Consider the following 16768-nt stretch of genomic DNA (forward strand, 5'->3'; position numbering starts at 1 on the left):
GCGGTGATTAAATATCACCGCCTTTTGTTTACTGACTGAGTTATTTGCTTATGAGTAGCTAAACATCTGCACCGTTAAAGCTAATATTATCTTGTTCACTGTCACTCCAGATTGTCACTTCTTTACCTTCATCATTGGCAAATGTATAACCAAAGAGTGAGTCTGTATTGATGTTACTTGCTTCGTAGGCATCGCGTAGGTCATCATTTAACGTGACGTTATTACTTGATACTTCCCAGTTAAAGCCATTTAAATCTAGCTTGTTAGCGCCTGTACAAACAAATTGACTATTGCTCACTTCGGCGGTGTCGTTAAGTAGCACTTTATCAAGCGAGATCTTCAGTTGGGCGTCACTGGCGTTGACCACCACCCCTTCAATTTCTTGGAAGGCTGTTTGTGTCATATCAATAATTTGGCTATCTGAATCACTGCCAACGGCTAATACGTCAAAACCAGCGCCACCACTAAAGTGTACCGTTGAACCATCGGTATTGGTTGTTTCAGTGATATCAAAGACTAGCGTATCATTACCTGCGCCTGCAAATAGTTGATCGCTGCCTGTGCCACCATCTAAGATGTCATTCCCGGTTTGACCAAAGAGGATATCATCACCGCTACCGCCAGTTAACTGGTCGTCACCGGTACCGCCATCAAGGTTATCGTTACCAGTGCCACCGTCAAGATTATCATCGCCAGTATCGCCAGATAAGAGATCCTCTCCAGACCCACCGAAGAGTTGATCATTACCAGTCTCACCAAAGAGTTGATCATTACCGCTATCACCGGCTAAGGTATCATTTCCATCTTCACCAAATAAGATATCATCTTGGTTTCCGCCCTTTAGCGTATCGTTACCAGCGCCGCCATATAAGATATCATTGTTGTTATCACCACGCAGATAATCATCACCTTCACCACCGAGTAACACATCGTCGCCTGAACCGCCACTGAGGTAATCGTTACCTAGGTCACCAGAGAGTTGGTCATTACCACTTTGACCATAGAGCTTATCGTTGCCAGTTCCACCTGCTAACTGATCGTCATCACTACCTGCGTAGAGCTTATCATCACCGTCATCACCAAATAGCTGATCACTACCCGAACCTGTTCTTATTTGATCGTTGCCGCTATCACCATGGATTTGGTTATTACCACCACTGACGGTGATTTGATCATTATCAGCACCGCCACTAATTGCATCATTACCATCGCCGGCCGTAATGGTATCATTACCACTATCGCCAGTGATTTGGTTATCACCACTTCCGGCGTTAATGATGTCATTACCCTCATCGCCTGAGATAATATCATTGCCACTGCCCGCGGTGATAATATCGTTGCCTAAGCCACCTATAATATTATTATTACCATCACCAGCATTGATAGTATCGTTGCCGTCACCACCGATAAGCGTATCATTACCATCTTCACTCGAGAGCACGTCGTCGCCACTTCCGCCATCAAGCTGATTATTACCAGTGCCTGCCGTTAAGATATCGTCACCAGCGCCACCTTCTAACGTATCGTTACCAGCAAAGCCTTCTAATCGGTCATCGCCGTCATCGCCTTGTAATAAGTCATTACCTGCAGCGCCATAGAGGATATCGTTATCATCCCCCCCTGAAAGGGTGTTATTGCCACTGTCGGCATGTAGTTCATCTGCGCCAGCGCCGCCAAACAAGGTGTCATCACCTGCGCCTGCGAATAGTCTGTCAGCGCCGTCACCACCACTTAGCGTATCGTTACCAGCATCACCGCGGAGTAGATCGTCACCTTCATCACCGATGAGCGTATCACTACCGTCACCACCTTCAAGTTCATCGTCACCAGCACCTGCTGATAAATGATCATTACCTGCAGAACCCATTAGTTGGTCGTTACCACTGCCAGCGATGACTGTATCTGCGCCCGCACCACCAAATAAGGTATTGTTACCTTCACCAAGATCAACAGTATTACTGCCATCCATACCATAAACGGTATCATCACCTAATCCGGTGTTAACAGTATCATCACCCGAACCAGCGTAAACCACATCATCACCCGCGCCAGATTGAATGGTATCTTGATCTTCGCCACCATGAAGCGTATCTGCTTGCGCGCTGCCTATTAATGTATCATCACCAGCCCCGCCGTATATGTGGTGACTACCTGTTGCTGCCGCTGTTAATGTATCATTACCAGCGTCCCCTGAAAGCGTATCTTGGCCATCATCAACCAATATATCATCGCCATCACCGCCAGCTAAGAAGTCATAACCGTCACCACCAATAAGCGTGTCGTTACCTGCACCGCCAAATAAAGCATCATTACCGTCGCCACCGAGTAGGGTATCCGCACCTGCTCCTGCATCGATATGATCATTGCCACTTCCTGCATTGAGCGTATCGTTGCCATCGCCACCAAAAATCGTATCGTCACCATCGCCAGCCACAATGGTATCCTGGTCAATGCCACCAAATATCATATCGTCACCAGCGCCTGCCGTGATGGTATTATTACCTGCATCACCGTAAATCGTATCATCACCGTCACCAGCATCGATAACATCGTGTCCAGTACCGGCATAAACTGTGTCGTTACCTGCATTGGCCGTGATAATATCGTTACCGGCACCACCACTGAGTTCATCGTCGTGCTCGGCACTGATTAAAGTGTCATCACCAGCTTCCCCATAAAGAGCACTAATACCAGCACCACCATCTAAGAGATCATTGCCTTCACCACCAACCAAGATATCATCGCCGGCATCACCAGTTAGCGTATCATCACCAGTACCACCCACAAGCACATCATCACCAGTACCACCAACGAGAATATCATCACCGCTACCGGCAATAATGGTGTCGTTACCTTCGCCCCCTTCTAAATTATCATCCCCTCCGTTGCCTTCTAGATAGTCATCGCCATCTTGGCCGAATAGGGCATCATTGTTTGCACCACCGAAAAGTTGGTCTGATTCTTGTGATCCCGTTAATGTGTCATCGCCTTGACCACCAAATAGGGCACTGGCATTGCTGCCTGCGGTGAGCGCATCATTACCATCTTCACCGTAGAGCCGGTTGTTACCATGATTACCTTGCACTTGATCATTACCAGCCCCGGCATAAACAGTGTCATCACCAGTACCTGCATTGATAATATCAACACCGCCGCCAGCGTATACTTCATCATCACCAGCCCCTGCCTCAATGCTATCATCGCCTGACTCTGTAAATATTTTATCGTCACCATCAGCTGCATCAATCGTATTATCGCCAGCTCCGGCATAAACAATATCGTTGCCATCGCCACTTTCAATGTAGTCTGCCCCTGATGCTGTATATATCGTATCGTCACCAAGTTCGGTGCTAATAACATTGTCACCTTCACCAGCGAATACAGTATCATCGCCAGTACCTGTGTTGATGTTATCATCACCATTTTCGCTATAAACAGTATCGTCACCATCACCAGTATCAATCGTGTTATGACCTGTTTCACCAAATACAGTGTCATTACCTAGACCCGTAGTGATGACATCATTACCACTGCCAGAAAAAACGGTATCGTCACCAGCACCACCGTTAATGACATCATCACCTTCATTTGCATGAAGGACATCATCACCAGCACCACCATCAATTATGTCATTGCCAGTACCAGCATAGAGCTGATCGTTACCTTCGCCACCAGTTAATTGGTCGTTACCTTCGCCGCCATATACCTGGTCATTCCCGGCACCGCCGATGACGATATCATCACCAACTTCACCAAATACTAAGTCATCACCTTCACCACCTTGCAACGTATCATTACCTTCAGCACCAAGGAGCAAATCATCATCAGCACCGCCATCAATAATATCGTTGCCCGCGCCACCTAAAATGATATCGTTCCCCTCGTTCCCCTCGAGAATATCATCACCGGAGTCGCCTTGAATCTCATCATCACCAAGGCCCCCATAAATAGTATCGTTGTCGGCACCACCATAGACTTTATCATTGCCTATGCCGCCAAAAAGTTGGTCGCTACCGTCATCACCGATGAGAGTGTCGTCACCAGAACCCCCATAAAGTATGTCATCTCCGAGTTCACCAAGTAGTAAATCATTACCTTCGCCGCCAGAGATCGTATCATTACCGTCACTGCCTAGCAGGCTGTCATTTCCGCTGCCGCCATCTAAGGTATCATCACCATTACCGCCGAGTAGTAAATCATCGCCGTCATCGCCGTATAAATTATCATCATTGATACCACCACTAATCAAGTCATCTCCAGAGCCGCCATGTATAGTGTCCGAACCTTGTTGGCCAAATAAACTATCGTTACCTTCACCACCACTAATTGCATCGTCATAAATATTATTAGCAAGGAATTCTACACTTTCAATAGTGGTAATTGGTGTACCATCGGGTTCGGAGATACTAAACGTGATTAGCTCATCATTACCTATTTGAGCGGCGGTTACATCCAGATCTATTTCGAGTTCACCACGATTATTCACGATTGCAGGAACTGATGTTATGATGGCACCATCACTGTCGGTGAGATTGACTAAAACGGATGTGTTTTGTTGCTCTAGGGTGAATTTTGCGGTGATAGCACTGCTATCATTAACAACGTAATTACCGAGCCGCACACTGTGATTAATTTCTTCAACTGGTTCTGTGTTATCAGTGGGCGCTGTAAAGCTATAAATGGATTGTGAATTACCCCAAGTATCATTTGAATTTGGTTCTACTGGGGCAAGAGATGCGTAATCTATGTCACCAAAAATCGTATCATTACCTTCGCCACCGGCTAGGTTATCATTACCCTCACCACCAGTAACAAAATCATCACCTTCGTTGGCTGCCACGTTATCATTACCGGCTAGTACGTTGATACTGTCATCCGCAGATGTACCAACAACTTCATCATCGCTATTTGTTCCTTGCATATGAACTCCTACTATTTGTTCAATAATATCTACTCAATGTGGTATATAAATTTGCTCATCATTACTAAACATAGTTAGGGATTATTCTATCGTAGCGAATATTTTTAATGTAAGAGGCAAAGTGTGAGGCATATAAAATATAGTCCTAATATCCTATTGAAGAATTGAAGAATTGAAGAATTGAAGAATTGAAGAATTGAAGAATTGAAGACAAAATTGGGATTTAGAAGCTAAATGAATATGAAATGGAAATTGCCCCGTCAATAAACCGGCCCGTTCCTTCTGCACGATCAGATGAATTCCATCGGTTACCTGAATAGTTATTATATTGCAGTGTGATAGTGCCTGGGTGCCAATCAAAATAGCCAAAACCATAGGTGAAATCAGGATTCCAGGGTTGTTTTTGTGCACTATCAAAATAATAAAACGCAGTTGCATTCACATACCAATTACCAATAATCGCGTACTTACAGCCTAGGCTTATGGTTTGATGGTCAGCTTGGTAACTGGTTGAAGCAAGGTCAAAAAATTCTTTGGTGTAATTATAATTAGCTTGGCAGCCGATAGCCCCCTCATCAGTAAAGGATAGCCAATTGACAAAAGGTTTGGTGATCGGGAACTTCCAGCCTAATGACCAGGTGCCCTGATCGAAATTCGTCACTGCTTGCCCTGGTGTTGATTTAAAGCGGTTACCACCATAATTGGCATACATAAGACTGACTGTATAGGGGCGCCAATCACTATAGCCAAAGACGTAAGTAAAGTCAGGATTCCAAGGCTGTTGCTGGTCTTGATCTAAGTAATAATACACAGTACCTGAGACAAACCAATTACCCAGAATACTGTATTTTAATGACAAGGTCGCGGTTGCATTGGTGTTTGTTGGCCCAGATTGTACATCGACAGGTAGGTTAGCTGATTCTGTTTTTAGCAATGGAAAGTTAAGCGCGACATTACCGCTTAAACCATGAAACAAACTGTCATTGTTAGTGCCTTCTTGATAAGCCCATGAGTCAAAAGGTAAGGCGAATGAGTTGCTTACACCACGCCATATGAGGTCTAACTCGTCTTCCTCTTTACTCGCCTCGCTACTGGAACTTGATGTCGCAGACTGGCTAATACTGGGGGACGATGCAGCTGGTGCTCGTTTTGATGACTCAGTCTGATAGCCCGTCGAATATGCGGTAAAGCTGATGAAAGTGAGGAGAGCTAACCGTTTTTGCATTTGTAAGTGTCATGCTTAATTCCAAAAGAGGTTCCTATCCTCTTATTAATTGAGTAATAACATCAAGTTAATCTTATCCGTAACATAAATCTTTGTGGCGTAGATCAAACTTTGGTGCTAATTGTCTGCAGCTATTAGCTGCTTAACTAGACTGAGAATATGTACTAGATATTATTACTTTTGGTATAGAAATACGTTTTATTTTTAATTTATTTTAGCTTGTTAGGATGGTCCGTTTATCAATGAAAAACATACTGTTAGTTGACGATAACCGCACCATGCTATTAGTTTGGAAGCAAATCCTGATTAAACGTGGTTACCATGTAATGACCGCAATGGATGGGGTTGAAGCATTAGCTACTCTTGCTGAAAATCCGCAAATCCAATTCGTATTGAGTGATTGGATGATGCCAAATATGAATGGTATTGAGCTTTGCAGTAGGCTTAAGTCTGCTGATTACGATCGCTATATATTTTTCGTATTATTATCAGGAAAAGATGATCAGCATTCGATAATTGAAGGGATTAATGCGGGCGCTGATGATTTTTTTGTTAAAAACGCAGACATTAATGAAGTAGATGCTCGTGTTAAAGCAGGTTTTAGAACACTGGACCTGCATAATGAAATAACCGATAAAAATATTAAATTAGATACCGCTTACGCGACGATCAAAAAAGATTTGGAATCTGCTGGAGAGCTAGTTAAACGATTATTGCCGACCAAGCGGAAGTATACAGGCGTCGAGTTAAGTTATGTGTCTATTCCTAGCGCCCAAATCGGTGGTGATATGCTGGGCTACATGCAATTAGATGAAGAACATATCGCTTTCTACCTGCTCGATGTGGCAGGTCATGGTGTGTCTTCTGCATTAATGTCGTTTTCTATTCAGCAAAGTATTACTGCAAATAATGACAAAGGTGCGTTATTAAAAAGAACGATAAACACACCACCATATTACGAAATAACACCGCCTCATGAAGTCATTAAGCAGCTGAATGACATCTATGTGACAGATGAACAAAATCTACTGTATTTCACGATGATCTATTCAGTATTAAATGTAAAAACAGGCTTATTATCATTTTCCGTCGGGGGGCATCCACCACTCGTGTGGCTGCACAATGATCAATGCAGTGCAGAGTTTATTGGTCAGGATAGCTTTGTTGTCGGCGCCTTTGATTTTGTCGAATATAAAACGGCGCAGATCCAGTTGGAACCCGGCGATAAAATATGGATGTATTCAGATGGTTTAACCGAGGCAGAAAAAGATAAAACACAATTTTCAGAAGAAGGTCTTAGAAACGCAGTAATTGATTTTCAACACCATCCAACCACGATTCAAACCGAATTGCTCGTTGGTAGAGTCAGAGAATGGCAAGAATCCGCTCAATTTGATGACGATGTCAGTGTATTAGCAGTCGAATGGACAGGCTACTCAGAAGGGAAACACACATGCAACACAAAATTATCAACCAAGGTCAATGCACAGTTCTTCAAATAAATGAGGAACGTTTTGACGCTCGCTTAGCGCCTGATTTTAGAACTCAATTAACCGAGCTCTCTCAGAGTGTTGATGCACACCTGATTATTGATTTAACACAGGTAAGGTTTATGGATAGCAGTGGACTAGGCGCTGTGATGGCCGGTTATAAAATGTTACGTGGTAAAAAAATGAGCGTTGTTAATCCACAGCGAGCAGTTAAAGAATTGTTAAAGTTGACTCGAATGGACCAATTAATCACGTGTTACGACAGCATTGATGATGCTATTTCTGTTGATGCTTAATGGAGGTTTGAAATGAAGGGAATGATTCTTGCCGCAGGTAAAGGTACTCGCGTTAGGCCGATTACACAGATGATCCCAAAACCGATGATCCCTATTTTAGGGAAACCGGTAATGGAGTCTATGATCCAATTATTTGCCGCTCATGGCATCGATAAAATCGCGGTTAATACCAGCCACTTAGCTGAAATTATCGAAAACTATTTCGGCGACGGTCATCATTTTAATGTGCAGTTAACTTATTCGTACGAAGGTGAGGTACGCGATGGCAAGTTTGAAACTAAAGCCATGGGTTCTGCTGGTGGCATGAATAAAATTCAGCAATTCTCTGGTTTTTTTGATGAAACATTTGTTGTTGTTTGTGGTGATGCTTGGATTGATTTGGATCTAACAGAAGCAGTGCGCAGACATAAAGAAAAGGGTGTTATCGCGACTATTATCACCCGTCAGGTCGAACCTGAAGAGGTCGATAAATATGGTGTGGTTGTTACCGACGACTTTGACATGGTGACTTGTTTCCAAGAAAAACCAGCAGTAGAAGAAGCACTGTCTAATCGTATTAATACCGGTATTTATATTTTTGAACCAGCAATTTTTGATTATATTCCTAACGATGAAGAGTTTGATATCGGTAGTCAATTATTCCCTTTATTAGTTGAAAATAAAGTGAAGTTTAGTGCTGTTGATATGAACTTTCAGTGGCTTGATGTCGGTAATATCAGTGATATTTGGCAGGTGACAAAAGATATTCTTAATGGCGAAGTGTCTGGTTATCCAATCCCTGGTACGCAGGTTAGACCGGGTGTGTGGCTAGGGATTAATACTGTGTTTGATATCGATGCCTGTGATGTCACGCCACCAATTATTGTGGGTAGTGGCTGTGATATTAGACCGGGTTGTAAGATCGTCGGCCCTGCTGTTATAGGGGCCAATTGTACGATTGAGTCTGAGGCTGTTGTTAAACATAGTCTATTACGGGATTACATCCATATTGCGAGCGCGGCACATATTGAGAATAAAACCGTGTTTGGTGATTATTTTATTAGCCATGATGGATTCTCGCAATCGCTATTAGAAATGGGCGCCATTAACATCGTTAAAGACCGTCGTCTCACACAGCATCCGATCCCTATTCGTAATGAAGTTGCTTTGTATCTTCCGCAAATTCGCGAGCAAATTAAACAAGAAGAACAAACAAAAAAAGCATCGGATACAGCTACTAATAATAGTAACGGTGAAATAAAAAGTAATGAGCATAAGGAGCTTACTGATGACGAACACTCAGCAGCTTTTTAAGCAAAATTATCAAAGCTCTAATGATGTCGCGAGAGTGATAGCAGAAGATATAAATGTTTTCGCCCTCGCCAATGACATTGAAGAAAGTATCATGGGGCAGGTTGAACTATGTATTGCAGAGTTAGTTAATAATGCTTACGAACATGCATACGAGTTAACGGATGGCTGCCCAATTGAAGTGATCTGTTACTTAAAAGATGATGCAGAATTAGTGATTGAAATTTCTGATTTTGGTCAAGCAATGGATCGCAATGCATTTAAAGCGGCTGTGAATGCTGAGTTTGTTGTACCCGATCCGGATGATGAGGCCACCTGGACCACATCAGGACGTGGTTTCATTATTATTGTTCAGCTCACGGATAGCCTTATTTATACTTGCGAAGATAATAAAAATACGTTTGAATTTCACAAGAAATTGTGGACGCAATAAGAGGAACATCGTGAGCATAAAAACTGTATTTATTTTGTTGAACATGTTGTTAATTACTTCTTGCAGTACATTTAAATACAGTCATGATGTCAACCCTTATAGCCAATCACTTAACGGTGATTGGCAGTTCGAACTAATCCCTCCAACAGTTACTTCACTCAGTAATAATCAATCCGTAGGCGCTACCGAAGTCACCTCTATCTCAGTACCAAACAATTGGAACAATGAAGGGATCGACCATGCTGGTAAAGCTATTTATAGTCGCCAATTTACACTTCAAAATGTCGGTCTATCGTCATCTTTAGCTAAACGTTATTGGCTGGATTTTACCGCGGTCGATTACGCGGCGACAGTACGTTTAAATAATATCGACGTCGGCTCACACCAAGGTTATTTTGCGCCATTTTCGTTAGACGTATCAAAGGCGATTAACGGCGAGAATAATCAATTAGAAGTATTGGTGAATAGCCCTAATGAAACCTTAATCCAAGATTGGTCTTTAAATAAAACCTTAATTAAAGGCGTGCTGAATCATCATGATACTCGTCCTGGTGGCGCATGGTCTGACCGCGGTCAAGAACGGAACTCCGGTGGTATTTGGGGGAATGTCGCATTACGTACAACCGGTTTAGTGGCGATTAATAATATTAAGGTGAATGCGGAGGTGCTCGATGTCAGTCACCAAAAAACAGCGGGGCAGGTAGCCATTACGTTAGATAGTCTATATACCGGCGATGTAACATTGGAGTTTAGGTTAAACCGGATCACGAGTGATGGCGGTGATGAAGAACAAGTGCTAAGTGGTAAGGTTGAAACCTATAAATTAACCACACAAGTCGTGACCGGAAAACAGGTTGTTGATTGGCAGTTACCACTCGTTAAGCGTGCATTGTGGTGGCCGTGGGATTGGGGCAATCCGAATTTATACCAGTTATCAGTACAAGTAAGCATGAATAATGAAACATCCGATGTCACTAAGCAAAATATCGGATTTAGAAAAGTGGCTTTTGATGAAGGCAAAGGTGTTTTTTATATTAATGATCGCGCTTATTTTATTCGTGGTACTAATTATATTGCTAGCCAGTGGTTAGGTGGTGTGAGCGAACAGGATTATGCTGACGATATAGCCTTAATGCGTCAGGCTAATATCAATAGCATTCGGGTGCATGCTCATGTCGCTGGAAAAGCATTTTATCAGCAAGCGGATAAACTTGGCATGATTGTCTGGCAAGATTTCCCATTGCAATGGGGCTATAGCGATAGCGTTGAATTTAGGGCTGAAGCGGTCTCTCAAGCTAAAGATATGACCGACATGTTATATAACCATGCATCCATTGCGTTTTGGTGCGGTCAAAATGAACCGCCTTGGGATGCGACTTGGATGAAATATAAATACCCGAGCTATAAAACAGATAAAAATATTGCATTAACAGAGGCTGTCTACCAGCAGTTGCTTACTATCAATGATAACAGGATCGTGCGTAAGGCATCTTATACTGCAGAGCACCCTTGGCTAGGCTGGTACTCAGGGCATTATAGCGATTATAGTAATAAACCGAAGACAGCGATTGTCAGTGAGTTTGGTGCGCAAGCAATGCCAAATTATAGCGCCGTTCTTGAGATGTTGGCTGAAGTGCCGACGTGGCCGCTTTCTGCCAAGGTTATTGAGCAACTCAATTACCACAATTATCAACCCCGCGAAACCCTGCAAATAGCCAAAATTGATGAAGGTGAATCTCTGTCACAATTCGTGAGTAATAGTCAGGAATATCAACGATTAATAACCAAGTCGGCAATCGAGCAACTAAGATTAAATAAAGGGTCGGGGTTGGCTGCAATTTATCAATTTATGTTTAACGATAGTTGGAATGCCATCACGTGGTCGGTACTCGATGTAGACCGAATTGCAAAACCTGGATTTATTGCTATGCAAAGTGCTTATCAGCCGTTGTTAGCTATTTTAGAACGTGATCGTAACAGCTTGAATAAGCCGATAACGATCACCGTTATCAATGATAGTTTACTTGCTTACCAAGATATGAAAATGATGATTAAAGATAATGAAGATGGTGATTCCTGGATCATGAATAGCATCAATATCGATGCCAATACTTCAAGTATCATTTTAAAGAAACAGTTATTAGCAGGTCTATCTGACGCCGTGACGATAATTTTATATGACCAGCATGATAATGAAGTAAGTAGAAATGACTATTTACCCCAAGATCGTTAGGAGATAATTATGGCAAGGATTGTCGTTGTTACATTATTAAGTTTAGCTTTTTCTAGTGCAGCTATGAGTGAGCAAAGCAGTAATCAACTCGTTGTTAATCAACTTGGTTATCTACCTGACGGCGATAAAAAAGCCTACTGGTTAAACCCTTCAGAAGAATTAGTCAGTTTAATCTCAATGGATACAGCTGGTGCAGAGCCACTTACAGGCAATGGAACAAGAGAAAATGACGCGGGTGTTTTCAGCGTAACGATTGAATCTGGATCTAAAGCAATTAATTTCTCCAATGTTACCCAGCCTGGTTGGTATCAACTGCAAAGTAAATCGGCTACCTCTGCACCGTTTCAGATCGCCGATAATGTTTATAAGGGACTGGCTGCTCGACTTGTTAAAGCATTGTATTTACAACGTTCTGGTAGTGCAATCTTCGATCAAACAACAGGTATGAATCGACCACAAAGTCATGTTCAAGATGCTGTTATTTTCCGCAGTGATGATTATCATCAAGCGGGAGAGCAATTAGATATGACGGGGGGTTGGTATGATGCGGGGGATTACGGTAAATATGTTGCGACGACCACGATCACGGTTGCGCGTTTACTGGAAGCCTACAGTCAATCGCCAGCGTTATTTATGGCTGGCAATAATGCCAACAGTGCATTACCAGCCATCTTGGAAGAAGCGGTATATGGCTTGGACTGGTTAGGTAAAATGCAGCGCGAAGATGGCGCTGTGTATCGCAAGGTCTCAGGTGCTAAATGGCCGGATAAAATAGTCCCTTGGCAAGATCAGCAGGTGCGCTATATCTACGGTGTTAGTACGCCTGAAACTGCTAAATTTGCAGCCACGATGGCATTCGCTTCTCGTGTATTGAAACCTTTGCGACCAAATTTAGCACGTGATTATTTAAAGTCTGCGATTCATGCATGGCGCTATTTAGAGCAACAGCCAGAACAATATATAGATTGGCAAAAAGGTGATGATAGTGGCTCAGGACCTTATGTTCAAAACCCTGAAGACAATGAAGCATCATTAGAAACGGATGTAGATGACCGTTTATGGGCGCTCGCAGAGCTGTATTTAAGTACAGAACAAGCCAAGTATCTTGCCGAATTTGATGATTTATACGATAAAAAATTTGTGGCCATTTTTGAATGGAAAAATCCGGCGTTAATGGGGATTTCCCATCTTATCGAATCTGTTGATACTGATCTAACAGTGCAATTACGTAAAGACGTCGAGGACGTAGCCAAACGTTATTCAGACCAAGCTGCAATAGCGCCTTTTGCCATTGCTAACCAACGTTTTATTTGGGGATCAAATAAAATGACAGCAGAGGCTGGGGTGTTAATGGCGGCTGCCGATGCTTCGTCACAGACGAGTAATTATCGTGGTGCAGTGCAGTCGCAGATTGATTACTTATTAGGTGCTAACGCATTTAACATGAGTTTTGTTACTCATACTGGCACTTATGCGGTGCGTAACCTACATCACTTATACCGGATATCTACGGGTATTAGCTTACCTGGTTTCTTAGTTGGTGGGCCTAACGAAAAAGCACAAGCAGGGATTGCCCCGAAAAATGAAGGGATGATGAGTTATGTGGACAGTGAAAAATCATATGCAGTGAATGAATTTGCAATTGATTATAACGCCAGTCTAATAGGTTTATTAGCTGTACATAATAGCTATTTTAATTAAAGTTACTTGGAGCGAAAGAAGATGGATTTTTATTTCAAAGAGTTTGAGCATCGTAAGCCACCAAAACCATCCGAATATAGTTTTAGCCGTGAGCTTGCCTATCAATATTTAGCGACTTGTAACCTGACTCTCGGTGTGTGGTATCTATGGTGGCGTTGGAGCTTTGCGTTAAATTATGATGCGTTGTGGTTCTCGCTACCATTAGCATTTGCTGAATCTTGTGCATTTATTGGCTCGGTATTATTTACCTTTAATTTGTGGAAAACCCAAGACGAGCCGAAGCAATCACCGCCATTTAAACTCGCAGAATGTGTTACGGATACAGAAGAAGATAGACCGATCAGTGTTGATATTTTCTTCCCTACTTATGATGAAGATCCAGAGTTGGTTCGCTTGAGTATTCGTGACGCATTAAACATCACTTATCCATTTGAAATTGAAACTAAAATATACATCCTCGATGACGGTCGTCGCCCAGCAATGGCCGCGTTAGCAGCGGAATATAATGTTGAATATATTACTCGTGATAACAACGAAGGTTTTAAAGCGGGCAATCTTAAAAATGCGTTAGAGCAAAGCTATGGCGATTTTATCGTTATTTGTGACGCTGATACTCGTCCATTCTCTACAATACTAGAGCACACTCTCGGTTACTTCCGTGATCCTGATGTGGCTTGGGTACAAACACCGCAGTGGTTCTTTGACTTACCTGAAGGCCAACGTTTACCTGATTGGTTACAGGGGAAAATAGGGCGTGTAGGGGGCGGATTAGGTCGCTTAATTGAAAAGTGCTATGGACCAGTCAAATTAGGCGAAGACCCGTTTGTTAATGATCCACAAATGTTTTATGACGTGATCCAGCGCCGTCGTAATTGGGTTAATGCTTCTTTCTGTTGTGGCGCGGGTTCTATTCACCGTCGTGAAGCCGTAATGGAAGCTGCACTACGAAGCTACAGCACGCAAATAAGCCAGTCACAAGAAGATATTGAAAAGCAAATTCGTAAATTAACTAAAGAAAAAGAAGTAGATAAAGATATTTCGGCTAATTTACGTCAAGAGATCTTGTTTGATACCGATTTTACACCGTATAAATTTCATGTATCAGAAGATATCTATACCTCGATTGTTTTACATTCAGATACGGAACGTAATTGGCGTTCTGTACAACATCCTGAAGTGGAAAGTAAAATGCTATCGCCACAGGATCTACAGACTTGGACTGTGCAGCGTTTCAAATATGCTGGTGGTTCGATTGATATCTTTATGAATGATAATCCACTGTTTAAAAAAGGCATGTCGTTAAAACAAAAAGCGATGTATTTAGCCAGTTTCTGGTCAAACTTGTCGGCTGTATGGAACATTATCTTTTTACTTTGTCCTATCGTTTATTTCCTTACCAGCCTTGCGCCAGTAAGTGCTTATGATACGACATTCTATATGCACTTCTTGCCATTTGTTATTACCGCTGAACTTGCCATGATGTTGGGTACTTGGGGGGTCGCAGGTTATAAAGGTAAAACCAATTTCTTGTCTTTCTTCCCGGTCAATCTACGGGCGCTATGGACGGTGCTTAGAGGCCGTAAAATCAGCTTTCCTACAACCCCCAAAGAACGTCAAACCGGTACTTTTTGGAAGCTAGTATCACCGCAAATAGGGGTGTTCGTATTAAGTTTATTTAGTATGTGTTTTGCTTGGTTTAGCTATGTCACGGGCAGTTTTGGTGATTACTCATTTGGTGGTTTAGTACTGAATAGTTTTTGGATTGTGAATAATATGATGGCGATGTGGGGCATGATTGCCGCCGCATTTTGGACTCCACCAACAGAAAAAAAACAAGAACAAGAATCAGAGGGATTTGAATATGGCGTTTAAACAAAACTTAATTAAAGCGCGTCACCATTTTGTATTTATTGGTGGTCTAGTGACTGCGTTAGTCATTGCTTTTACAATTGAAACTCGTGAGTACACACAAGTATTAGGTAATCTATCGTTTACGACGGAAGAGCCTATTCCAATGCGTGAAAGCCGTATTTTAACAGAAGAAGAATATGAGTGGGCAAAGACAGCTTGGCGTTATTTTGATAATAATGTGCAGCAGAATACCGGACTTGTAAACTCCGTTGATGGTTATCCTTCGACGACGATGTGGGATACTGCATCTTATCTTATGGGATTGATTGCCGCTGAAAAATTGAATATTGTTAGCCAGGCAGATTTTGATTTGAAGATGGAGAAAATATTACACACGCTAGCAAGGTTACCGCTAATTGAAGGTAAATTGCCGAATAAAGCCTATAACACGCAAACATTGGAAATGGTGGATTATGCTAATAATCCTGTTGCTGATGGCATCGGTTGGTCTGCCATTGATATTGGTCGTATTTTAGTGCCATTAAACATTCTTATCTGGCAATACCCAAATTACAACAAGCACGTTAACGATATTTTGAACCACTGGGATGTTGGTGCTTTAATCGATAAAGGGTATCTGTATGGTTCTCGTCCTGCTAAATCGGGTGGTCTAGAACTTGTTCAAGAAGGTCGAATTGGCTATGAAGAATATGCATCTAAAGCATTATCGCTAATGGGTCTCGATGTATTTAATGCGATGAAATATATCGACTACTTAGAACTGATTAATATTGATGGTGTTGATATTCCTACCGATAGACGCGATCCAGCTAAGTACCATGCACATAACTACGTGGTGAGTGAATCATATATTTTAGATAGCTTAGAATTTGGTGCTGATAGTATTTCAGAAATCTTTGCTTATCGCGTTTATAAAGCGCAGGAAAACCGTTATGAGCGCTCTGGTATCTTAACCGCAGTGAGTGAAGATAATGTCGATGTAGCGCCTTATTTTGTCTATAACACGGTGTTTTCTGACGGTAAAGAATGGAACGCTATTTCTGACTCAGGTGAAGATGCGTCACATTTAAAGACATTATCTACAAAAGCATCCTTCGGTTGGTACGCATTGTACGATACTGAGTATACAAGCCTGTTAATGGGTGATGTTAAAAGCCTGTATTCAGCACAAAAAGGTTGGTATTCAGGTCGTTACGAAAGTGATGGCAGCCTTAATAAAGCGATTACTGCGAATACCAATGGTATTATTTTAGAGTCTCTTGCTTATGTTCAAAATGGTACATTATTACGTGTTGGTGCGAAATAGT

At 42.2% G+C, this 16768-nt stretch carries 10 protein-coding genes; 8 read left to right on the forward strand and 2 right to left on the reverse strand.

The window, feature by feature from the left end:
* Positions 1-58: 58 nt before the first annotated feature.
* Together JFU56_RS06530 and JFU56_RS06535 are read right to left on the reverse strand one after the other, a co-directional pair.
* Positions 59-4921: a calcium-binding protein gene (locus JFU56_RS06530; protein WP_198436495.1), complete on the reverse strand. Its 4863-nt coding sequence runs from the start codon at positions 4919-4921 to the stop codon at positions 59-61.
* Positions 4922-5144: 223 nt separating this feature from the next.
* The gene (locus tag JFU56_RS06535) at positions 5145-6146 is read right to left on the reverse strand and encodes a hypothetical protein (RefSeq protein ID WP_198436496.1); all 1002 of its coding nucleotides are present in this window, start codon (positions 6144-6146) and stop codon (positions 5145-5147) included.
* 242 nt (positions 6147-6388) lie between these two features.
* On the opposite strand from JFU56_RS06535, the gene JFU56_RS06540 reads away from it, so the two are divergent.
* Genes JFU56_RS06540 through JFU56_RS06575 form a run of 8 tightly spaced genes read left to right on the forward strand, consistent with a single transcriptional unit; the run spans position 6389 to position 16767 of the window.
* On the forward strand, positions 6389-7648 hold the full coding sequence (locus JFU56_RS06540; protein WP_198436497.1) for a PP2C family protein-serine/threonine phosphatase: 1260 nt from the start codon (positions 6389-6391) through the stop codon (positions 7646-7648).
* Positions 7600-7932 (forward strand): STAS domain-containing protein, encoded by a 333-nt coding sequence (locus JFU56_RS06545; protein WP_198436498.1) that lies wholly within the window; start codon positions 7600-7602, stop codon positions 7930-7932. The genes JFU56_RS06540 and JFU56_RS06545 overlap by 49 nt, the downstream gene beginning before the upstream one ends.
* Before the next feature lie 12 nt (positions 7933-7944).
* Complete coding sequence (locus JFU56_RS06550; RefSeq protein WP_198436499.1) at positions 7945-9225, forward strand: sugar phosphate nucleotidyltransferase; 1281 nt, start codon at positions 7945-7947, stop codon at positions 9223-9225.
* The gene (locus JFU56_RS06555; RefSeq protein ID WP_198436500.1) at positions 9200-9655 is read left to right on the forward strand and encodes an ATP-binding protein; all 456 of its coding nucleotides are present in this window, start codon (positions 9200-9202) and stop codon (positions 9653-9655) included. Before JFU56_RS06550 ends, JFU56_RS06555 begins: the two co-directional genes overlap by 26 nt.
* 10 nt (positions 9656-9665) lie before the next feature.
* Positions 9666-11888 (forward strand): glycoside hydrolase family 2 protein, encoded by a 2223-nt coding sequence (locus JFU56_RS06560; RefSeq protein ID WP_198436501.1) that lies wholly within the window; start codon positions 9666-9668, stop codon positions 11886-11888.
* A gap of 9 nt (positions 11889-11897) precedes the next feature.
* Positions 11898-13589, forward strand: coding sequence for a glycoside hydrolase family 9 protein (locus JFU56_RS06565; RefSeq protein ID WP_198436502.1), 1692 nt, complete (start codon positions 11898-11900; stop codon positions 13587-13589).
* 21 nt (positions 13590-13610) lie between these two features.
* Positions 13611-15461 carry a glycosyltransferase gene (locus JFU56_RS06570; protein WP_198436503.1) on the forward strand — a complete coding sequence of 617 codons (1851 nt, stop codon included), beginning with the start codon at positions 13611-13613 and terminating at the stop codon, positions 15459-15461.
* Entirely contained in the window at positions 15451-16767 is a 1317-nt protein-coding gene (locus JFU56_RS06575) for a DUF3131 domain-containing protein (RefSeq protein WP_198436504.1), read from the forward strand. The genes JFU56_RS06570 and JFU56_RS06575 overlap by 11 nt, the downstream gene beginning before the upstream one ends.
* Position 16768 lies beyond the last annotated feature (1 nt).

The organism is Moritella sp. F3 (genome assembly GCF_015082335.1).
Lineage (GTDB): Bacteria > Pseudomonadota > Gammaproteobacteria > Enterobacterales > Moritellaceae > Moritella.